This window comes from Streptomyces sp. NPDC055140 (assembly GCF_053607285.1).
In genome coordinates, this window is sequence record NZ_JBSGTG010000002.1 from 314,158 (window position 1) to 335,060 (window position 20,903).

The 20,903-nt window shown below is 71.3% G+C and carries 14 protein-coding genes; 9 read left to right on the forward strand and 5 right to left on the reverse strand.

All coding sequences use genetic code 11. The annotated features are described in order from the left end of the window. Positions 1-86 precede the first annotated feature (86 nt). Positions 87-1,556, forward strand: a complete 1,470-nt coding sequence (locus tag ACWFR4_RS05280) for an MFS transporter (protein WP_453650921.1) — start codon at positions 87-89, stop codon at positions 1,554-1,556. 27 nt (positions 1,557-1,583) lie between these two features. On the opposite strand, the gene ACWFR4_RS05285 is transcribed toward ACWFR4_RS05280, so the two are convergent. From ACWFR4_RS05285 to ACWFR4_RS05300, 4 genes are all read right to left on the reverse strand, one after another. Next, the gene (locus tag ACWFR4_RS05285; RefSeq protein ID WP_453650923.1) at positions 1,584-2,555 is read right to left on the reverse strand and encodes a phospholipid scramblase-related protein; all 972 of its coding nucleotides are present in this window, start codon (positions 2,553-2,555) and stop codon (positions 1,584-1,586) included. A 133-nt stretch (positions 2,556-2,688) separates the two neighbouring features. Then, positions 2,689-4,746 carry a phosphocholine-specific phospholipase C gene (locus ACWFR4_RS05290; RefSeq protein ID WP_453650925.1) on the reverse strand — a complete coding sequence of 686 codons (2,058 nt, stop codon included), beginning with the start codon at positions 4,744-4,746 and terminating at the stop codon, positions 2,689-2,691. 191 nt (positions 4,747-4,937) lie between these two features. Then, a complete protein-coding gene (locus ACWFR4_RS05295; RefSeq protein WP_453650927.1) occupies positions 4,938-8,027 on the reverse strand; it encodes an alpha-mannosidase in 3,090 nt (1,029 codons plus the stop codon). A gap of 103 nt (positions 8,028-8,130) precedes the next feature. Beyond that, complete coding sequence (locus tag ACWFR4_RS05300; RefSeq protein ID WP_405476835.1) at positions 8,131-9,459, reverse strand: 6-phospho-beta-glucosidase; 1,329 nt, start codon at positions 9,457-9,459, stop codon at positions 8,131-8,133. Between the two features lie 56 nt (positions 9,460-9,515). Between ACWFR4_RS05300 and ACWFR4_RS05305 the strand changes: the two genes are divergently transcribed. The 4 genes from ACWFR4_RS05305 (at position 9,516) to ACWFR4_RS05320 (ending at position 13,424) form a co-directional block, all read left to right on the forward strand. Then, positions 9,516-10,355, forward strand: a complete 840-nt coding sequence (locus ACWFR4_RS05305; RefSeq protein WP_453650929.1) for a hypothetical protein — start codon at positions 9,516-9,518, stop codon at positions 10,353-10,355. Positions 10,356-10,453: 98 nt separating this feature from the next. After that, the gene (locus ACWFR4_RS05310; protein ID WP_453650931.1) at positions 10,454-11,797 is read left to right on the forward strand and encodes an MFS transporter; all 1,344 of its coding nucleotides are present in this window, start codon (positions 10,454-10,456) and stop codon (positions 11,795-11,797) included. A 101-nt stretch (positions 11,798-11,898) separates the two neighbouring features. Next, a complete protein-coding gene (locus ACWFR4_RS05315) occupies positions 11,899-13,038 on the forward strand; it encodes a lactonase family protein (RefSeq protein ID WP_453465091.1) in 1,140 nt (379 codons plus the stop codon). A gap of 248 nt (positions 13,039-13,286) precedes the next feature. Further along, positions 13,287-13,424: a hypothetical protein gene (locus ACWFR4_RS05320; protein ID WP_453465094.1), complete on the forward strand. Its 138-nt coding sequence runs from the start codon at positions 13,287-13,289 to the stop codon at positions 13,422-13,424. On the opposite strand, the gene ACWFR4_RS05325 is transcribed toward ACWFR4_RS05320, so the two are convergent. Further along, on the reverse strand, positions 13,414-14,028 hold the full coding sequence (locus ACWFR4_RS05325; protein ID WP_453650933.1) for a hypothetical protein: 615 nt from the start codon (positions 14,026-14,028) through the stop codon (positions 13,414-13,416). The genes ACWFR4_RS05320 and ACWFR4_RS05325 overlap by 11 nt on opposite strands. A gap of 397 nt (positions 14,029-14,425) precedes the next feature. On the opposite strand from ACWFR4_RS05325, the gene ACWFR4_RS05330 reads away from it, so the two are divergent. From ACWFR4_RS05330 to ACWFR4_RS05345, 4 genes are all read left to right on the forward strand, one after another. Further along, positions 14,426-14,653 (forward strand): type A2 lantipeptide, encoded by a 228-nt coding sequence (locus ACWFR4_RS05330; protein WP_453465100.1) that lies wholly within the window; start codon positions 14,426-14,428, stop codon positions 14,651-14,653. Between the two features lie 101 nt (positions 14,654-14,754). Next, a complete protein-coding gene (locus ACWFR4_RS05335; RefSeq protein ID WP_453650935.1) occupies positions 14,755-15,558 on the forward strand; it encodes an HlyD family efflux transporter periplasmic adaptor subunit in 804 nt (267 codons plus the stop codon). Then, positions 15,543-17,798 carry an NHLP family bacteriocin export ABC transporter peptidase/permease/ATPase subunit gene (locus tag ACWFR4_RS05340; protein WP_266675435.1) on the forward strand — a complete coding sequence of 752 codons (2,256 nt, stop codon included), beginning with the start codon at positions 15,543-15,545 and terminating at the stop codon, positions 17,796-17,798. The genes ACWFR4_RS05335 and ACWFR4_RS05340 overlap by 16 nt, the downstream gene beginning before the upstream one ends. Then, positions 17,773-20,658: an NHLP bacteriocin export ABC transporter permease/ATPase subunit gene (locus tag ACWFR4_RS05345; protein WP_453650937.1), complete on the forward strand. Its 2,886-nt coding sequence runs from the start codon at positions 17,773-17,775 to the stop codon at positions 20,656-20,658. Before ACWFR4_RS05340 ends, ACWFR4_RS05345 begins: the two co-directional genes overlap by 26 nt. The last annotated feature ends 245 nt before the right edge of the window (positions 20,659-20,903 follow it).

The following is a 20,903-nucleotide window of genomic DNA, read 5'->3' on the forward strand; positions in this document are numbered from 1 at the left end:
GAGACACCGCCTTGAACCGGAATCGCACGCCCTCTCGTCGCACGACCAGGAACCCTCTCCCCGGGAATCCCACGTCCGGGATCCCCATGACGCCGAGCCCGGCGCCCAGAAGCTCCAACCGCCTCACCTTCACGGTCCTCGCAACCGGTGCCGGCGTGTTCTCGATGATGCAGTCGCTCGTCGCCCCGGCCCTGCCCACCGTCCAGCACGCGCTGCACACCACCCAGGCCACCTCGACCTGGGTGATGACCGCCTATCTGCTGTCCGCCTCGATCTTCACGCCCATACTCGGCCGGGTCGGCGACCTCGTCGGCAAGAAGCGCACCATGGTCGCCGCGCTCGTCGCGCTGACCGTGGGCTGTCTGCTCGCGGCCCTCGCCCCGAGCATCACCGTGCTCATCGTCGCCCGTGTCGTCCAGGGCATCGGCGGCGCGCTCTTCCCGCTGTCGTTCGGCATCATCCGCGACGAGTTCCCCGGCCACCGGGTCAGCCCCAGCATCAGCAACCTGTCCGCCGTCATCGCGGCGGGCGGCGGCGTGGGCATGGTCGCGGCCGGGCCGATCGTGGGCGCGCTCGACTACCGCTGGCTGTTCTGGCTGCCCGCGGCCGTCGTCGCGGTGACGGCGCTGATCGCCTACCGCTACGTGCCCGAGTCACCGACGCGCGGCACGGGACGCGTGAACTGGCTCGGTTCCGTGCTGCTCTCCGGCTGGCTCGTCGCCCTGCTGCTGCCCATCAGTCAGGCCACGTCCTGGGGCTGGGCATCGGTCGAGGTCGTCGGCCTGCTGGCCGCCGCCGTGGTCCTGTTCGCCGCGTGGGTGCTGTCCGAGGCCCGCTCCGCGAGCCCGCTGATCGACCTGCGTGTCATGCGGCTGCCCGCCGTGTGGACCACGAACACGGCCGCGCTGCTCTTCGGCGCGGGGATGTACGCGGTGTGGTCGTTCCTGCCCGGCTTCGCCCAGACACCCTCGGCGGCCGGATACGGCTTCGGGGCGAGCGTGACGGGTGCGGGGCTCCTGATGCTGCCGATGCTCGTGGCGATGTTCCTCGCCGGAGTGCTCAGCGGCCGGCTCGAACCGGTCGTAGGGGCGAAGGCGCTGCTCACCACCGGCGCCACGCTCGGCGCGGTCTCCTGCGCGATGCTCGCCGCCTGGCACACCGAGCAGTGGCAAGTCGCCCTCGCTGCAGGCGTGTTCGGGCTCGGCATCGGGCTCGCGTTCGCGTCCATGGCGAACCTGATCGTGCAGAACGTCCCGGCGGCGCAGACCGGCGCGGCCACCGGCATGAACGCCAACATCCGCACCATCGGTGGCTCGATCGGCGCCGCCGTGATGAGCAGCCTGGTCACGGGGCACCTCCAGGCGTCGGGACTCCCCTACGCGTCCGGGTACACCCACGGCTTCACGCTGCTCGCGGCGCTGTGTCTCGCCGCCGCGCTCGCGGCGCTGCTGGTCCCGGCCGCGCGCCGCGCGGGCGGACCGCGCGTCCCGGCCGCGCACGGGACGACGGCAGGGGCTGACGAGCAGGTGGGCCTGGAGCAGCCGACGTCGCGGTGAACCGGCACCCGCCGGGCGCCGGCCCGGTCAGCCGAAGCCGCGCGCGTCCTGCTTGAGGGCGGTGTCCACTGTGAGGGCGGTCGCCACGACGAGGCTCAGGAGCGGCTCGGGCAGCTGGTAGTGGATCTGGAGGACGTAGTTGTCCGCGGTCGTGAACATCGTCTTGGCGAGTCCCTCCCACGTCTTCGTGATGCGGGCGACCTCGTTGTCGGCGTGGTCGACGATCGAGAAGTTCCAGGCCCGCCAGTTCTCGGCCTTGATGGCGCCGATCTGCTGGCCGTTCACGTTGATCCCGAAGTTGATCTTGCCGATCATGTTCTGCTGGACGATCTCGCCGACCGGCGAGCCGTCCGGACGCTCCACGACGACACGCGACTTCATGAACTTCGCGGGCCGCGTCATGACGAGCTGCGGCTGCCCGTACGCGTCGCGGATCTCCAGCTTGTGGGTCATGAACTGGTCGAGGCTGGAGACGAAGCGCGCGACCTTCTTGAGCGTGCTCTGGCCGACCTGGACGACGGAGCCGATCTGGGCGCCGTTCTGATCCATGACGGTGTACTCGTTCGTCAGCTCGATCAGCTTGGCCTTCTGGTTCACCACCAGGACCGGCTCGGTGAAGAGGCTGCCGCCACCCTGCGCGGTGGGCGCGACACCGGCCTGATGCTGCACCTGGCGCTGCACCTTGGCGGGGTCGACGTAACTCTGCTGCTGCGGGGCCTGCTGCCCGTACGGACCGGCGGCGTGCTGCTGGGGCTGCTGGTGCTGCACAGGCTGCTGGTGCGGCGGCTGCTGCTGCTGCTGGGCGAACTGGCCCTGGGCCGCCTGCTGCACGGGCTGCTGCTGAGGCTGCTGCGCCTGGTGCGGGACCTGCTGGCCGGCGGGCTGCTGCACGGGGCTGGTGTGCTCGGTCCACTGCGCGCCGTCCCACCACCGCAGGGTCTGGGGCGCGCCCTGGGGGTCCGGGTACCAGCCTGCAGGGGTGTTCGATTGCGTCGTCACCCGGGCACACTATCGCGCCGTCCTGTGGCGGCATCCAGTCCGGACAGATGTGACGTACGCCGCCGCCCGAACCAGTACGGAACGGGCGGCGGCGCGATTTTCGAGCGCCTTCGGGATCGAAGCGCTACGGGGGTCAGACCGTGAGGATCCCGGGGTCGCTCACGCCGGCCTGTCCGTTCTCGACATGGCCCGCGAGGCGACGCAGGTACGTGCTGTCGCTGTCGGCTGTCACCTTCAGGTCGTACCAGCGCTTGGTCGCGCGCAGGTCGACGGTCTGTGTGACGGTGGCACCGGCCCGCACGGTGTACGTCTGCGGCTGTCCGCCGTAGGCGTTGGTGACGGTGAGGTGGACGTCGGCGCCGGTGGGGTTCGTCAGCGTGAGCGTGAGGTTGCCCGTGCTCGCGTCGTGGCGGGCCTTGAGTCCGGGCTCGGCGACGGTGTTGGTGCCCTTGAAGGCGCGCAGGAATCCGTTCGGGCCGTGCACCGTGAGGTCGTACTTCCCCGCGGAGTAAGTGGAGTTCCAGGCGTCCGAGATCGACTTTCCGGCCTCGGTGGAGTAAGTCCAGGGGCCGTCGGTCCGGTTGAGCGACCTGACCTGGAAGGCCGCGCCCGCGGAGGGGCCGCCGCTGAACGTGAGCTGGAACTTGCCGGTCGACGGCGTGGAGACCCCGTCGACGTACGGCGCGTACGGCAGCGGGCGCGCGGGCCGGGAGCCCGGCTCCTGCTTGGGCAGCACGGGCGTGGCCGGCGGCTTCGGCACGTAGCTGGAGTGCCGGTCGTGGTCCGGCGGCACATACCCGGCGGTGCTGGGCAGTTGCGCCGGGGCCGTGTTCGTGAGGGAGAAGTCGAACGCGGAGGAGAGGTCGCCGCAGATGGCGCGGCGCCACGGCGAGATGCTGGTCTCCTTGACGCCGAAGCGCTTCTCCATGAACCGCAGGATCGAGGTGTGGTCGAGCGTCTCGGAGCAGACGTAGCCGCCGGTGGACCACGGTGAGACGACCATCATGGGGACGCGCTGGCCGAGGCCGTAGGGGCCCGCCGCATAGCTCACGTTGCCCTTGAAGTAGTCGAGCGTGGTGTCGGCGGTGGACAGGCCCTGGTTCGCGGAGGCGGGGGCGTAGGGCGGCACGACGTGGTCGAAGTAGCCGTCGTTCTCGTCGTACGTGATGAACAGAGCCGTCCTGCTCCACACATCCGGGTTGGACGTGAGCGCGTCGAGAACCTGCGAGATGTACCAAGCCCCGTAGTTCGCCGGCCAGTTGGGGTGCTCGGAGAACGCCTCGGGTGCGGCGATCCAGGAGATCTTCGGGAGCTTCCCCGCCTTGACGTCGGCCTTCAGGACGTCGAAGTAGCCGTCGCCCGCCTTGGCGTTCGTGCCGGTGCGGGCCTTGTCGTAGAGGGGGTCGCCCGGCTTGGCGTTGCGGTAGTTGTTGAAGTAGAGAAGCGAGTTGTCGCCGTAGTTGCCACGGTAGGCGTCTTCGATCCAGCCCCAGCTCCCGGCGGCGTCGAGGCCGTCGCCGATGTCCTGGTAGACCTTCCAGGAGACCCCGGCCTTCTCCAGGCGCTCGGCGTACGTGGTCCAGCCGTAACCGGCCTCCTGGTTGCCGAGGACGGGCCCGCCGCCGGTGCCGTCGTTGCCGACGTGGCCCGACAGCATGTAGTAGCGGTTCGGGTCGGTGGCCCCCATGAACGAGCAGTGGTAGTCGTCACACACCGTGAACTTGTCGGCGAGCGCGTAGTGGAACGGGATGTCCTGGCGCGTCAGATACGCCATCGTGCCGGTGCCCTTGGCGGCGATCCAGTTGTCGTACTTGCCGTTGTTGAACGCACTGTGGCCGCCGGCCCAGTCGTGGTCGAGGCCCGCGATGAACTGCATGCCGAGGTCCGCCGCGTCGGGGTGGTAGGGCAGGACCTCCTTGCCGCCGCTCGCCTGGTTCCACACGGGCTTGCCGCTGGGGAGCGTCACCGGTCGCGGGTCGCCGAAGCCGCGGACGCCCTTCATCGTGCCGAAGTAGTGGTCGAAGGACCGGTTCTCCTGCATCAGGACGACGATGTGCTCGATGTCCTGGACGGTTCCCTTGACGCGGGCGGCCGGGATGGCCGCGGCGCGGTCGATGCTGTTCGACAGGGCGGTGAAGCCCGCGGTCGCGCCCGCTATCTGCAGGAAACGCCGCCGGTTGAGTTCAGGCATGAGTGAAGGGCCTCTTGGGTGTGTGGGGACAGAAGCGAGCAGAGTGTTCCAAGAGGACCGGTCAGAGGGGAAGGGGTGATGACACTTGCATGAAAACTCGCCGTATGCGTCAGAAACAATCACCCATGCGCTGAGCCTCGATCGACGGGGAGGACCGGCCGGATTCCAACCGGCCCTCCCCGCCGACGACTTCAGCCCCGGTCACCCACCGCGAGCCGCAGCGTCACGATCTGGAACGGCCGCAACGCCACCCGCACCGCGTCACCGCCGTCCGCCGGCCGCCGCACCTGGTCCGGCTGTTCGGTGAGCGGCCGCTCCAAGAGGTCGGTGACCTGGACGCCGGCGAGCGGGAAGCCCGTGCGCAGAGTGCCCGCCGCCCGGCCGCCGAGCGACTCGTAGAGCCGCACGACGACATCGCCCGAGCCGTCGTCGGCCATCTTCACCGCCTCCACCGTCAGACCGTCGCCGTCCACCGACACCACCGGGTCGGGCGCACCACCCGAACCGGCCACGCGCAGCGGCAGGTTGAGCGCGTAGCCCTCGGCCACGGCGTCGGCGATGGTCGCGCCGGGCAGCAGGGAGTAGGTGAAACGGTGCGTGCCCTGGTCGGCCTCCGGGTCGGGGACGCGCGGGGCGCGCACCAGGGAGAGGCGGACCGTGGTGGTCGTGCCGCCGTCGTCGCGGGTCGTGCGCGAGACGTCGTGGCCGTACGTGGAGTCGTTGAGGACCGCGACGCCGTAGCCGGGTTCACCGATGTGGACCCAGCGGTGGCCGTACACCTCGAAGCGGGCCGCCTCCCAGCTGGTGTTGGTGTGCGTGGGGCGCTTGACGTGGCCGAACTGGATCTCGGCGCTGGAGTGATCGGCGCGGACGTCGACGGGGAACGCGGCCTTGAGGATCTTCTCGGTCTCGTGCCAGTCGATCTCGGTCTCGACGTCGACGCGCTTGCTGCCCGCGCGCAAGGTCACGGTCTGTGTGATGCGGGAGCCCTTGCCGAAGGCCCGCTCCACCCGGACGGCGACGCGCAGCGGCCCCTCGTCGGTCACCGTCACGGACTCGGTGTCGAGGAGGTCTCGGTAGTGGTTCTTGTAGTGCTTGTCGATGTCCCAGGCGTCCCAGTAGTTGGGCAGGTCGCTGTGGAGGCGGAGCAGGTTGCCGGGGCCGGCGAGGACCTCGCGTTCCGCGGTCAGGTCGTACACGGAGGCGAGCGTCCCGTCGGGGCCGATGACGACGCGCACGAGCCCGTTGTCGAGGGTGCGGCCGTCCGTGACGGTGACGGGGTGGTCGGGGGCGGCGGGGGCGAGGGGCGCCGACCCGCCTGCGGGCACGTGGGTGCGGGCCAGCTCACCGGCCGGGGTGCGGATCACTTCGGTACGGGCGTACGGGCTGGTGTTGAAGACGTGCGGCACGCCCTCCCCGAGCGCGCCCTCGCCCAGCGCGGCGACCGCTTCCGCGGTGATCGCTTCGAGTTCGCCCGCCACGCGCGCGTACTCCGCCTCGGCCTCACGGTGCACCCAGGCGATGGACGACCCGGGCAGGATGTCGTGGAACTGGTGCAGGAGCACCGTCTTCCACAGCCGGTCGAGCTCTTCGTACGGGTACGCGTACCCCGGCGCGCCCAGAGCCGCGGCCGTCGCCCACAACTCGGCCTCGCGCAGGCGGTGTTCGCTGCGGCGGTTGCCCTGCTTGGTGCGGGCCTGCGAGGTGTACGTCGCGCGGTGAAGTTCCAGATAGAGCTCCCCCGACCAGACCTGGTCCTCGGGGATCTCCTTGCTCGCCTGCGCGAAGAAGGCGTCCGGGTGCTCGACCCTGACCTTCGCGGAACCCTCCAGGTCCCCGAGCCGGCGGGCGCGCTCCAGCATCTCGCGGGTGGGGCCGCCCCCGCCGTCGCCGTGTCCGAAGGGCGCGAGCGAGCGGGTGCCGCGTCCCTTGTCCTGGTAGTTGCGGACGGCGTGCGCCATCTCCTTGCCGGAGAACTCGACGTTGTAGGTGTCGACCGGCGGGAAGTGGGTGAAGATCCGTGTGCCGTCGATGCCCTCCCACCAGAAGGAGTGGTGGGGCAGCTTGTTGGTCTGGTTCCAGGACAGCTTCTGCGTGAGGAACCACTCGTTTCCGGCGAGCCTGGCGAGCTGCGGGTATGCCGCGTTGTAGCCGAACGAGTCCGGCAACCACACGCCCTTGGTCTCGACTCCGAAGTGCTCGATGAAGAAACGCTTGCCGTGGACGAGCTGGCGGGCGATGGCCTCGCCTCCGGGCAGGTTGCCGTCGGACTCGACCCACATCCCGCCGACGGGCGCCCACTGACCCTTGGCGACGGCCTCCTTGATGCGGTCCCACACGTGCGGGTAGTTGTCCTTGACCCACTCGTACTGCTGGGCCTGCGAGCAGGCGAAGACGAACTCGTCGTACTCCTCGGCGAGCGCCGTCACGTTCGAGAAGGTGCGGGAGGTCTTGCGTTTGGTCTCGCGGATCGGCCACAGCCAGGCCGAGTCGATGTGCGCGTGGCCGACGGCGGACAGGGTGTGGGCGCCGGCATGCGCGGGCTTCGCGAGAGCGCGGGCGAGGACGGCGCGGGCGGCGGCGGCCGTGCCGGAGACGTCGTCGAGGTCAAGGGTGTCGAGCGCCTCTTCGAGAGTGTGCGCGATCTCGTGGCGGCGTGGCTCGTGTTCGCTCAGTTCCAGCATCAGCTCGCGCAGGACCTGCAGGTCGAGCGACAGGTGGAAGACGTCCTCGTCGAGGATCGCGAGGTCGGCGCTCCTGAAGGTGTAGAGCGGCTCGTCGCCCGCCGTGCGCGGGTCGCCGAGCGGGGTCGGGTGGGCGAAGCGGTCGGCGAGGATGTCCGGGTTGGAGGCGGCCTCGATGAGGTACTCGACCTCTTCGCCGCCCTGGGCGGGGCGGGCCACGGGCACGTACTGGTTCTGCGGGTTGACGGCCTTGAGGGGGCGGCCGTCGGGGAGGTGGACGAGGGCCTCCGCCTGGTTGCCGGGCCATTCGTTGACGAAGCCGAGGTCGAAGACGGCCTCGACGCGGCGGCCCGCCCACTCGGCGGGGACGGTGCCGTGCGCCGTGAACCAGGTGGTGCCCCAGGGCGGCCCCCACGGGGTGCCGACGCCGAACGGCTTGTACGCGGCCGCTTTCGCCTCGGCGAAGGGGACTGGCTCGCCGGGCGCGTGCCAGGCCTGGAGGGCGAGCGGGACCCTGGCGCTGTGGACGGCGGGCTTGACGCGCTGGTCGTGGACGCGGGCGACGCGCTGCTCGATGCGGCGGAGTTCGTCGTGCATACCTGCTCCTCTACTAGGGGGACCGGCGGATCACGGCCGGGGTCGCGACGCCTGGCACGGCACCTCGCCGCGACCTACCCGACCCTGACCCGCCGGACACTCCCTAGCGGGTCAGGTAGGCGAGGCCGGGGTGGGCCGCCGTGTATCCCTCCAGGAGGCGGCGGGCCACGGTCACGGAGTCGACGAGGGGATGCAGGGCGAACGCCTTGACGGCGGTGGCGCGCGAGCCGCCCTCGGCCGCTTCGAGAACCTCGCGCTCGACGGCCTTGACGGAGGAGACGAGGCCCGTGGCATGGCCGGGCAGCGGCGCCACGCTCACGGGGTGCGCGCCGTTGGCGTCGACGAGGCAGGGGATCTCGACGACGGCGTCGTCGTCGAGGGACGGCAGGGCGCCGCGCCCGCGCACGTTGAGGATCAGCGTCGCTCGCTCGTCGCGGGCGATGGCGCGCATCAGGGCGAGCGCCACCTTCTCGTAGCCGCCCGACTCCTCCAGGTCGGCGGCGTCCCGCTCGCCCGCGCCGGATGCCTCACGGTTGTGCGCCATGTACGTGGCCTCGCGCTCCGCCCGGGTGCGGTCCCAACTGGCGTACGACGGATCGGAGTAGAAAGCGGCCTGCTGGTCGAGCAGGAACGCGCCGCGCGTGCGTTCGGCCTCCTGGTAGGCGTGCACCGTCTCGCGGTTGAAGTAGTAGTAGTGCAGGTACTCGTTGGGGATCGCGCCGAGCGAGCGGAGCCAGTCCGTGCCGAAGAGGCGGCCCTCCTCGAAGGAGCCGAGCAGCTTCTCGTCGGCGAGCAGGCGGGGCAGCTCGTCGCGGCCGTTCACCCTGAGTCCGCGCAGCCAGCCGAGATGGTTGAGGCCGACATAGTCGATCCAGGCCTCGCCCGGGTCGGCGCCGAGGACGCGCGCCACGCGGCGGCCGAGTCCGACGGGCGAGTCGCAGATGCCGATGACGCGGTCGCCGAGGTGCCGCGACATGGCCTCGGTGACCAGGCCTGCCGGGTTGGTGAAGTTGATGACCCAGGCGTCGGGGGCGAGTTGCCTGACGCGGCGCGCGATGTCGACGGCGACGGGCACGGTCCGCAGGCCGTACGCGATGCCGCCGGCGCCGACCGTCTCCTGGCCGAGCACCCCTTCGGCGAGGGCGACCCGCTCGTCCGCCGCGCGGCCCGCGAGGCCGCCGACGCGGATCGCGGAGAAGACGAAGTCCGCGCCGCGCAGCGCCTCGTCGAGGTCGGTGGTGGCGTGCACGGCGGGCGCGTCGGGGACGCCGGTGGCTTGTTCCGCCAGTACGCCGGTGACGGCCCGCAGCCGGTCCGGGTCGGTGTCGTGCAGCGTGACCTCGGTGACCCGGCCTTCGGCGTGGTCGCCGAGCAGCGCTCCGTACACCAAGGGCACTCGAAATCCGCCACCGCCGAGAATCGTCAGCCTCATGTGCCGATCGTAGGGCAGCCTGGTCCGCGACCCGATCTTCGACCGGCGGAGGCCGCATGAAACCCCCCACGCAACGACGGACGAGACGCCAACTCCTCACTCTGGCCGCGACCCTGGGCGCCCTGTCGCTCGGCGCGGGCACGGCGACGGCCGCGCCCACCTGGACCGAGACCGGCACCGCGCGGGTGAGTTCACTCACCGGCAGCCAGGGCCTGGCGAGCCACGCCGACGGCTCGCTGGTGTACCGGGGCCTCGCTTCCGTACCGCTCGATCTGCGCACGGCGGGCTGGTCGCACATAGGCGACCCGGACGTGGCGCAGGGCTACACGTTCGACGCGTACCAGGGTGGCGACGGCGCGTCGAAGAAGATGTTCGCGGTGACGGCCCCGGGCGGGCAGCGCACCACGTACGAACATGCCCTGGATCAGGGCGAGTTGCTCAACAACTCGTTCGCGTCCGTGTCGCCCGACGGGCAGTGGCTGGTGGCGGGCGAGTGGGGCACCATGAACCGGCTGCAGGTGTTCCCGGCGCCCGTGCTCAACCCGTCCGCGCCCGCGCCCGGCGCGAACCTCCCGCAAGCCGGGCAGATCAGCCTCGACAAGCCGGTCGACAACATCCAGGGCTGCGACTTCACCGACGCCACGCATCTGGTGTGCTCGTCCGACGGCTCGACGAAGGAGGTCCTGGAGGTCACCCTCGACCGCCCGCTGGACGGCTCGCCGGTCGCCGGGCACGTCACGAGCGCGTTCGCGATCCCGCAACGCAGCATCTGCTCGGGCACGTTCGAGGCCGAGGGCGTCGACTACGACACGGCACGCGGCACGCTGCGCGTGGAGATGGTGCCGCCCTCGCCGTGTCTGGTGACGACGACGGTGATCTCGTACCACAAGGGCTGAGCCGCCAGTGATCCCGTACCGCAAGGCTGAACCGACAGTGGCCTCGGACGGCAAGGGCTGAGGTGTGGGACGGCGGGGTTCGGGGGATGGTCGCGATCATGACAGATCGCACGTCCCCCTCCCCGTCGGCCCCGTCCGGCCCCTCGGACCCGTCGGAACCGGCGGCCGGGGCCCTGACCACCGCTCCCCCACGCCGCCCGCTGCGCCAGCTCCTCGCCGCCTCGGTCGGCAACGCCGCAGAGTGGTATGACTGGTACGCGTACACCTTTCTGGCCACGTACATCGCGGGCCAGGTCTTCCCCAAGAGCTCGGGCAACTCCCTCGTGCCGCTGCTCTCCACGTTCGCGGTGTTCGCCGTGGGGTTCTTCATGCGGCCGGTCGGCGGACTCCTCATGGGAGCGGTCGCCGACCGGCACGGCCGCCGGGCCGCGCTGACCGTGACCATCCTCTTGATGGGCGGCAGCAGCCTGCTGGTCGGGCTCACCCCGACATACGCGGCCGTGGGCGTCCTCGCGCCCGTCGTGCTCGTCCTCGCGCGACTGCTCCAAGGCCTCTCCGTCGGCGGCGAGTTCGCGGCCTCGACCACCTTCCTCGTGGAGTCGGCGGGCCCGGGACGGCGCGGCCTGTTCTCGTCCTTCCAGTACGTGTCGACGTCCGCCGGGCAGCTCGCAGCGTCCGGAGTCGCGGCGGCGCTGGTGAGCACGCTCGGCGACGGGCAGATGGACGGCTGGGGCTGGCGCGTGCCGTTCGTGCTCGGCGCGCTCCTCAGCCTGGTCGGCTTCTGGATCCGGCGCGGCGCGTACGAGACGCGCAGCGCCGAGCAGCGCGCGGCCGAGCGGCCCGGACTCTTCGACGCGCTGCGCCATCACCCGCGCGAGTCGCTCCTGATCTGCGGCATCACCGCGGGCGGCACGCTCGCCTACTACACGTGGACGTCCTATCTGCCCACGTACGCGGAGCTGAACGCGGGCATCGACAAGGCCGACGCCCTGGTCGCCGGCACCGTCGCACTCGCCTTCTTCGCCCTGCTCCAGCCGGTCGGCGGAATGCTCTCGGACCGGTTCGGGCGCAAGCCGCTGCTCCTCTTCTTCGGCCTGGGGTTCGCGCTGCTCAGCGTGCCGCTGCTGCGCTCGCTCGGCAGCTCGTTCGCCTCGCTGCTCCTGGTGCAGTGCGCGGGGATGGTGCTGCTCACCGGATTCACGTCGATCTCGGCAGCGGTCAACGCCGAGGTGTTCCCCGCGCGGGTGCGCGCGGCGGGCATCGGCTTCCCGTACTCGCTGACCGTCGCCGTCTTCGGCGGGACGGCCCCCTATGTCGGCACGCTGTTCAAGGAGACCGGGCACGCCGGGCTCTTCCCCTGGTACGTCGCCGTGCTCTGCCTGGTGTCGTCCGTGGTGTACCTGCGGCTGCCGGAGAGCGCGCACAAGGAGCTCGACCACTGAGGCGTGTTGCACGGGATGCAACCACGGTTGCGTCTCTTGCCAGTTGACTGGGCACACACCAGGGTAGGAGCCACGTCACTCTGACACCGGAGGTACCAGGAATGAGCAGCAGCACCGGCCGCCGCCGCTTCCTCGGCGGGATCGCGGCCGTCGCGGCCGGCGGTGTCGTCACGGCGGCGGCAGGTCCCGCGCAGGCCAGGGCGCTGCGCGCGGGACGCCCCCTGTTCCTCGGCACGTACACCTCGCAGGACGGCGGTGGCGGCGGCATCGGGCTCGCCACGTACGACGCGCGCACGGGCCGGATCACGGGTACCGGCACGATCGACGGGGTGGCCGACCCCTCGTATCTGGCGGTGCACCCTCGCGGCCACACCCTGTACGCGGTCGACGAGGGGCAGGACGGCGGTGTGACGGCGGTCCGGCTCGCGGACCGGCGCGTGCTCGGCCGGCAGAGCACCGGAGGCGCGGGCCCCTGCCATCTGTCGGTGCACCCGAGCGGCCGGTGGCTGCTGAGCGCCAACTACCTCTCGGGCAGCGTCGCCGTACATCCCATCGCCGAGTCAGGCGCGCTCGGTGAACGCACGGCGCTCGTCACCCACTCGAAGCCCGCGCCCGGCCCCGGCCAGGAGGGCCCGCACGCGCACCAGATCATCACGTCCCCGGACGGGCGGCACGTGCTCGCCGTCGACCTGGGCAACGACACCGTCTACACGTACCGCCTAGACACCGCGACCGGGACGCTCACGCAGGTGTCGTACGCGTCGCTGCGTCCCGGCGCGGGCCCCCGCCACCTCACGTTCCACCCGGGCGGCCGCTTCGCGTACCTCGCCAACGAGGTGGACAACACGGTGGTCGTCTGCGCGTACGACCCGCCGACGGGACGCCTCACGCCCGGCGAACCGCAGCCCACCGGCACCGGGTCCGGCACCAGCTATCCGGCGCAGATCCTGGTCACCGCCGAGGGCGGCTTCGCCTATCTCGCCAACCGCGGGCACAACAGCCTGACCCGGTACGCGATCGAGGCGGACGGCGCGCGGCTGCGCCTGCTCGACACGGTCCCCGTCGGCGGCGACTTCCCCCGCCACATCGCCTTCTCGCCTGACGAGCAACTCCTGTTCGCCGCAAACCAGAAGTCGGGGTCCGTGACCCTCTTCCACGTCGACCACTGCGGCGGCGGGCTCACCCCGGCGGAAGGTCCCGCGTTCGCCGCGCCGATCGCCGTCTGCGTACTGCCGCTGTAGCGCGCGGTCCGGTAGTCGCACGGACGCCGTGAGAGGGGCCCGTTCGCGGCCGGCCGCGCTCGGGCTCGGCGTTCCGCGGCGGTCAGCCGACGAGGCTCACCAGCCCCAGGAGCCCCGCGACGGCGGCTCCCCTGACGAGGACCGGGAGGCCGGGTGGCAGGCCCCACGTGGGGCCGCCCGACTTCGTGCCGGCCGCCCGAGCCACAGGGCGCGGACGCTCCACTCGCCGGGCGGGGTCGGCCGGCACGATGACGCGCCACGGCTGCTTCGTCGAACTCGACGACGGCGCGGTCCCGGTGCAAAAGGCCCTGGACGTCGAGCGGGTGACATATCTCGAGGGCGGGCGGATTCCGGGGCCGTGGACCGGCCGTCAGATCACCGCATGATCCCGGTGAGCGCGTCCCCTTCCTTCACGCACTCCCACGCGCCGTCGCAACACGCCTGCCAGGACCGGGCGTCGGGGCCGAGCAGCACGACGCGCTGGCCGGCCGCCGCGGGCGTCAGCAGGGACAGGCGCAGTCCCGCGGTCTCGACGACCAGGCCGGTGGCGGTGCGGCCTGCTCCCGCCGCCGGGCCGTCCGGCAGCCGCGTGACCCCGGGCAGCGCTTCGGCGACCTCGGCCGCGGGGTAGCCGAAGAGGTCTATGTCGTCCCAGGCGACCGGCGTCGCGGGGGCGGGGACCGTGGTGAAGACGTCGAGCCGGGACAGCCGGTCCGCCGCGCCGGGGCCACCGCCGCCGAAGCCGAGCGTGACCCCGTCGAACTCCGCCTCGAAGGCCCAGTCCGGTTCATGGAGAAGCCCGTTGAGCCAGGCGTCGTGCGCGTGCCGGAGCTCCGGGTACTGCTCGCGCGTCAGTGTCATGCACTGCCGCCTGCGTGTGATCGCGCCCTCGGCCAGGCGGGAGAGAACCTCGTCGGGCGTCATCCCGAACCGCACCGTCCCCGCACCGCCGGGCAGCGTCACGCCTGTGTCCTGCGACAACTCCAACATCGCCCCATTGTTCACGGCAGGGCCCGGGAGACAACCCCCCTGCGGCCCCGCGCACCTCTCCAGCAAACCTGCACACCGAATGCGCAGTCCGATCACGCTGTGCTGTGAATGCGCACAACCCTCAAATGTGACCCCGGCCAAAAATACGGGAGTGTCCATTTTGCAGAAATTCATGGAGCCCGCTCGGGAATTCGGACCTGTGGATCCTGTGAAGGGTCTGCTCCCAGGACGTGAACACTCCTGCACGCGGCGGTAATTACGTGCCCACACAGCCTCTGACCGGGGACCTTCCGATTGGATGTGCGAGGCGTCGGCGTGCTTTGATCCTCCGCACTGCATGAGTTACGCAAGTGATTCACGCATTCTGGAATTACCAATGAGAAGGGCAGCTCACATCATGAACTCCACCCCCCAGGTTGAGACCCTCGAGATCTCCGACGCCGACCTCGACAACGTGTCGGGCGGCCTCGTCGGCGGTCTCGCCGCCAACCTGACCGGCACGGCCGACTCCATCGCCCCCATCTCCGGCGTCGTCGGCGGCCTGACCGGCACCGTCGAGGGCCTGACCGGCGTCAACACCGCCGCCGTCACCGGCCTGGCCACCGGCCTGACCGCTGGTCTCTGAGCCACGGCTCTGCCAGGGCCCCGGAACCTCCCCCCGGTTCCGGGGCCCTTGGGCACTCCCGGCACCTCGCCGGACCGGAAGACACGTAAGGGAAGTACGTCGTGCAGTTCCGCCAACAGGCCCTGTCCAAACTGCAGTCGCCCGAGGAACTCGACCTTCCCGTGCGGCTCGCCAGGCCCCAGGGCGTACTCGCGCTGGCCGTGACCCTCGTCGTGATGGCGGCCGCGTCCGTGTGGGCGGTGACCGGGTCGCTCTCCTCGACGCTGCGGGTCCCCGGCGTCCTCACTCACGCGCAGGGCAGTTACGTCCTCCAGAGCCCCGTCACCGGTCAGGTCACGGGCGTGCTCGCCAAGGAGGGGCAGCGCCTCGCCGCGAACTCCCCGCTCCTCAAGGTCAGTACACCGCAGGGCGACCGGTATGTGCGGACCGTCGACGCGGGACGCGTCACCACACTCGTCGCCCGGATCGGCGCGGTCGTCACCACCGGTTCCGACGTGGCGACCGTCGAGAAGACCGGCGCCAAGGACCCCCTCCTCGCGATGCTGTACGTCCCCGCGGACCGCGCGGGCACCGTGCCCGTCGGAGCGGACGTGGACCTCACCGTCCAGTCGGCACCGTCCCAGCAGTACGGCATGCTGCGCGGCCGCGTGCAGGCGGTCGGGCGCGGCGCGCAGAGCGGTCAGCGGGTCGAGGCGTTCCTCGGCGACAAGGAACTGGCCACGCAGTTCACGAAGGGCGGCCCCACGATCGCGGTCCTCGTGAAGCTCATCGCCTCTCCCTCCACCAAGTCGGGTTACGCGTGGTCGTCCAAGGGCGGACCGCCGTACGCGCTCGACTCGATGACCCCCGCCTCCGGCGCCGTGCACCTCGCCGAGCAGCGCCCGATCGATTGGCTGCTCCCGTGAGCCCCTCCCCCGCAGTCCAGCAGCAGCTGCCCCCGGCCGGACACGGCCGTCGCCGGGCGCGCCCGGCTCCGAAGCCGCCGCGGCGCCGTCACCGCACCGTCCGCACGCCCACCGTCCTCCAGATGGAGGCCGTCGAGTGCGGCGCCGCGTCCCTCGCGATGGTCCTGGCGCACCACGGCCGCCATGTCCCGCTGGAGGAGCTGCGCATCGCGTGCGGCGTCTCGCGCGACGGGTCGCGCGCCAGCAACCTCCTCAAGGCGGCCCGCAGTTACGGGATGACCGCGCGCGGCATGCAGATGGAGCCGGCCGCGCTCGCGGAGGTCGAGGCGCCCGCCATCCTCTTCTGGGAGTTCAACCACTACGTCGTCTACGACGGCATGGGCCGCCGCTTCGGGCGGCGCGGCGTGCACATCAACGACCCCGACAAGGGCCGCAGGTTCGTGCCCTCCGAGGACTTCGACACCAGCTTCACGGGCGTCGTCCTCGTCCTCGAACCCGGCGACGGCTTCCGCCCGGGCGGGCGCAGGCCCGGCGTCCTGCGGGCGCTGCCCGCACGGCTTCGCGGCACGACGGGCACGATGCTCGCGGCGCTCCTCGCCAGCCTCCTGCTCGTCGCGGTCGGCGCGGCGCTGCCCGCGCTGAGCCGCACGTACATCGACATGTTCCTCATCGGCGACCAGACCTCGCTCCTCGGCGCGCTGTTCGCGTCGATGGGCGCGATGGTGGCGCTCACGGCCGTGCTCACCTGGCTCCAGCAGGCCAATCTGCTGCGCGGGCGCGTCATCGCGTCGACGCTGAGCAGCGCCCGGTTCTTCGGTCATCTGCTGCGGCTGCCGGTGACGTTCTTCGCGCAGCGCAGTCCGGCCGATCTGGTGCAGCGCCTCCAGTCGAACGACGCGGTCTCCGAGACGCTCGCGCGTGACCTGACCGCGGCGGGCGTCGACGGTGTCGTGGTGCTCCTGTACGCGGCGCTGCTGTGGACGTACGACCCTCAGCTCACACTGGTGGGCGTGGGCATCGCGCTCGGGAACGTCGTCGCGATGCGGATCGTGATCCGGCTGCGAGCCACCCGTACGCAGAAGCTGCGCGCGGACACGGCGCGGCTCACCAACACCTCGTACACCGGCCTTCAGCTCATCGAGACGATGAAGGCGACGGGTGGCGAGAACGGGTACTTCCGGCGCTGGGCGGGGCAGCACGCGACCACGCTGGAGGAGCAGCAGCGGCTCGGTGTGCCGAGCGCGTGGCTCGGCATCGTGGCGCCGACCCTGGCGACGCTCAACAGCGCCCTGATCCTGTGGATCGGCGGCCTGCGCGCGGTCGAGGGGCATCTGTCGGTGGGTCTGCTCGTGGCCTTCCAGGCGCTCGTCACGCGGTTCACCGCGCCGATCACCCGCCTCAACGGTGTCGCGGGACGCATCCAGGACTTCGCCGCCGACGTGGCGCGCCTCAAGGACGTGGAGAGCTTCCCGGCGGACGCCCTGTACACGCGGCCCGACGCGGCGGCGAGCACGCGCCGCCTGAAGGGGCACGTCACGCTCGACGACATCACGTTCGGCTACAGCCCGCTGGACAAGCCGCTCCTCACGGGCTTCTCGCTGGCGGTCGGCCCCGGTCAGCAGGTGGCGCTCGTCGGCGGCTCGGGCAGCGGCAAGTCGACGGTGTCCCGGCTGATCTCCGGGCTCTACAGCCCGTGGGAGGGCACGATCCGGATCGACGGGCAGCGCCTGGAGGACATCCCGCGGGGCGCCCTGTCGGCGTCGGTGTCCTTCGTCGACCAGGACGTGTTCCTCTTCGAGGGCACGGTCCGTGACAACGTCGCCCTGTGGGATCCGTCGATCCCGGACGAGGCCGTCGTCGACGCCCTCAAGGACGCGGCACTGTACGACGTCATCGCGCGCAGGCCCGGCGGGATCCAGGGCCGGGTCGAGCAGGACGGGCGGAACTTCTCCGGCGGTCAGCGCCAGCGCCTGGAGATCGCGCGGGCCCTGGTTCGCCGGCCGAGCATCCTCGTACTCGACGAGGTGACCAGCGCGCTCGACGCCGAGACGGAGCAGCTCATCATCGACAATCTGCGGCGCCGCGGCTGCGCCTGCGTCGTGATCGCGCACCGCCTCAGCACCGTGCGCGACAGCGACGAGATCGTCGTCCTCGACCACGGCCAGATCGTCGAGCGGGGCCGGCACGAGGCGCTCGTCGCCGCCGGCGGTCCGTATGCCGAGCTGGTCAAGGAGCACTGACGTGACGTACACACACCAGGAGCACGCCGCCGGCGACCAGGTGACCGCCTCGTTCGGCTCCCTGGGCATGCCGGTGGACTGCGCCGGCATGCGCAGCCTGAACCTCGAAGGACCGCAGGTCTTGTGGCTGGTCGTCCAGGGTGCGCTCGACCTGTTCGCGGTCGACGCGGCCGCCCAGGGGCACTGGCACTTCCTGGGACGCCTGGAGGCGGGCACCCTGCTGCTCGGCCCGGTCGAGGGACCCCAGCACACGTTGGTGGGCCGCCCGTTGCAGGGCTGCCTGCTGCGCCGTATCGGCCTGCGCGAGCTCCAGCGCCCCGACTACGGCGACGCCTCGTGGTCGTACGACCAGCAGTACCTCAGCCAGTACGACACCCAGGACGCGGCCCTCAGCCTCCTCGAGCACGCCTTCGCCCTGGGTGTGGGGCGCAGCCAGCGCGTCCTGTTCGAGGCGCCGCTCGACGGCCGGACGGCCGGCGACGACTCCGTGGGCGACGACGACATCCTGTGGCTGCCGATCCTGCCGGGCAGCGTGCAGTACGGGGCGTCGTACAGCGCGGACACCGTGGGCGAGCTGCTCGTCGACGGCTCGATGTGGCAGCGCATGGTCAACCAGCAGTTCCGTCTCCTGTCGGCGCTCGACCGGTGGATCGAACGCCTGGAGAGCGCGCACGAGACCCGGACCGCGGCCGGGATCAAGGCGGGCGAGACCGTCCGCGAGGAGGCCGACCGGACGCTGCTCGCGTCCATCGGCCGCCAGGGCAAGGGGGGTTCGCGGCGCGGCTCCTCCTCCGGGAACGGGGACGACGCGACGTACGCCGCGTGCAAGCTGGTCGCGGGCGCGGCCGGGATCACGCTGACGGCGCCCGAGCGGAGCGGCGCCGTCAGCGACCGCGTCGACCCGGTCGAACAGGTCGCCGTCGCCTCACGGATCCGCAGCCGTGCGGTCCGCCTCGACGGGCGCTGGTGGCGCGAGAACGCGGGTCCCCTGGTGGGGCACCGCGCGGCGTCCGGCGCCCCGGTCGCACTGCTGTGGCGGCGCGGCGGGTACGAGGCCGTGCATCCGTCGAGCGGGCGGCGGACCCGGGTGGACGAGGACAACGCGGAGGAGTTCGAAACGCGGGCCGTCATGCTGTACCGGCCGCTGCCCGACCGGGCGCTGAGTCCGTTGCGGCTGCTGCGGTTCAGCGCGCGCGGCACCCGGGCCGACGTGCGCAACCTGCTGCTCGCCGGTCTCGTGACGGTCGCGATCGGGGCCTTGGTGCCGGTCGCCACCGGGCGGGTCCTCGGCGTGTACGTGCCGAACGCCCAGACGGACCTCATCGTGCAGGTATCCCTCGCGGTCATGGTGACGAGCATCGTGTCGGCCGCGTTCATGCTGCTGCAGAACCTGACGATCCTGCGCATGGAGGGCCGGATCGAGAGCGCGCTCCAACCCGCCGTGTGGGACCGCCTGTTGAGGCTGCCGACGCGGTTCTTCGCGTCGCGTTCGACGGGTGAGCTGGCGAGCGCCGCCATGGGCATCAGCTCGATCCGCCGGCTCATGTCCGGCGTGGGCCCGGTGGTGGTGCAGTCCGGCACGGTCGGCGCGATGAACCTCGTCCTGCTCCTGCTCTACAGCGTCCCGCTGGCGCTGACCGCGCTCGCCATGCTCGCGGTGATCGCGGGCGTGTTCCTCACGCTCGGGCTGTGGGAGCTGCGCTGGCAGCGCCGTCTCGTCGTCCTCGGCAACAAGCTCAACAACCAGGCGTTCCAGACGCTGCGCGGCCTGCCGAAGCTTCGGGTCGCGGGGGCGGAGAGCTTCGCGTACGCCTCCTGGGCCGGGGAGTTCGCGCGCAGCCGCGAGCTCCAGCGGCGCGCGGGCCGCATCAAGAACCTGACGACGGTCCTCAACGCCGTCTATCTGCCGCTGTGTTCGCTCGTGATGTTCATGCTGCTCGCGGGTCCCGCGCGGGGCACCCTCTCCGCGGGCGACTTCCTCACGTTCAGCACCGCGGTGACGATGCTGCTCTCATCCGTCACGCAGCTCACGGGCGCCCTCATCTCCGCGGCCGCCGTCCTGCCGATGTTCGAGCAGATCAAACCCGTCCTCGACGAGGCGCCCGAGGTGCGGGCCGCCAGCACCCAGCCGGGCGAGCTGACCGGCGAGATCGAGGCGCGCGGCGTGTCCTTCCGGTACACGGACGACGGGCCGCTCGTCCTCGACGACGTGAACCTGTCCATCAGGCCGGGCGAGTTCGTCGCGGTCGTCGGGCCGAGCGGCTGCGGCAAGTCCACGCTCCTGCGCCTCCTCATCGGCTTCGACAAGCCGGTCTCCGGCGGTGTCCTGTACGACGGTCAGGACCTCGGCGCGCTCGACCAGGCCGCCGTGCGCCGGCAGTGCGGCGTCGTGCTCCAGAACGCTCAGCCGCTGACCGGGTCGATCCTGGACTGCATCTGCGGCGCCGAGGTGTTCACGCAGGAGGAGGCGTGGGAGGCGGCGGCGATGGCGGGGCTCGCCGAGGACATCAAGCGGATGCCGATGGGCCTGCACACGATGATCGCCGGCGGCGGTGCCATCTCCGGCGGCCAGCGCCAGCGCCTGATGATCGCGCAGGCGCTGATCCGCCGGCCGCGCATCCTGTTCTTCGACGAGGCCACGAGCGCGCTCGACAACGAGACACAGCGCACCGTCATCGACAGCACCCGCGCCCTGAACGCCACGCGCATCGTCATCGCGCACCGCCTGTCCACGGTGATGGACGCGGACCGCGTGATCGTCATGGCGGACGGCCGCGTCGTCCAGCAGGGACCGCCGGCCCAGCTGCTCGCGGACACGAACGGACGGCTGCACGAGCTGGTGCGGCGTCAGATGGCGTAGCCCGCGCAGGGAACGCGGCTCGCGCAAGGGCCGCAGCCCGCCGCATGGACGCAGCCCGCGCAAGGACATTGACAGAACCCCTGAACCCTGTGAACCTTCGTGCTCGAAGTTGCTCGAAACAGCAATAGTTCAAGCACTGGCAAACATCGACCGGCCGGGCTCCACGGGTCACTCGGGTTGAGCGGAGATGCACCTTGCACGGATTGCGAAGACTGCGGCAACGGCGGCTGAGACGGCAACGACCG

Coding starts and splice junctions, on each gene's coding strand:
- ACWFR4_RS05280 (WP_453650921.1), top strand. CDS start 87: ATGACGCCGAGCCCGGCGCCCAGAAGCTCCAACCGCCTCACCTTCACG.
- ACWFR4_RS05290 (WP_453650925.1), bottom strand. CDS start 4,746: ATGCCTGAACTCAACCGGCGGCGTTTCCTGCAGATAGCGGGCGCGACC.
- ACWFR4_RS05295 (WP_453650927.1), bottom strand. CDS start 8,027: ATGCACGACGAACTCCGCCGCATCGAGCAGCGCGTCGCCCGCGTCCAC.
- ACWFR4_RS05300 (WP_405476835.1), bottom strand. CDS start 9,459: ATGAGGCTGACGATTCTCGGCGGTGGCGGATTTCGAGTGCCCTTGGTG.
- ACWFR4_RS05305 (WP_453650929.1), top strand. CDS start 9,516: ATGAAACCCCCCACGCAACGACGGACGAGACGCCAACTCCTCACTCTG.
- ACWFR4_RS05310 (WP_453650931.1), top strand. CDS start 10,454: ATGACAGATCGCACGTCCCCCTCCCCGTCGGCCCCGTCCGGCCCCTCG.
- ACWFR4_RS05315 (WP_453465091.1), top strand. CDS start 11,899: ATGAGCAGCAGCACCGGCCGCCGCCGCTTCCTCGGCGGGATCGCGGCC.
- ACWFR4_RS05320 (WP_453465094.1), top strand. CDS start 13,287: ATGACGCGCCACGGCTGCTTCGTCGAACTCGACGACGGCGCGGTCCCG.
- ACWFR4_RS05325 (WP_453650933.1), bottom strand. CDS start 14,028: ATGTTGGAGTTGTCGCAGGACACAGGCGTGACGCTGCCCGGCGGTGCG.
- ACWFR4_RS05330 (WP_453465100.1), top strand. CDS start 14,426: ATGAACTCCACCCCCCAGGTTGAGACCCTCGAGATCTCCGACGCCGAC.
- ACWFR4_RS05345 (WP_453650937.1), top strand. CDS start 17,773: ATGCCGAGCTGGTCAAGGAGCACTGACGTGACGTACACACACCAGGAG.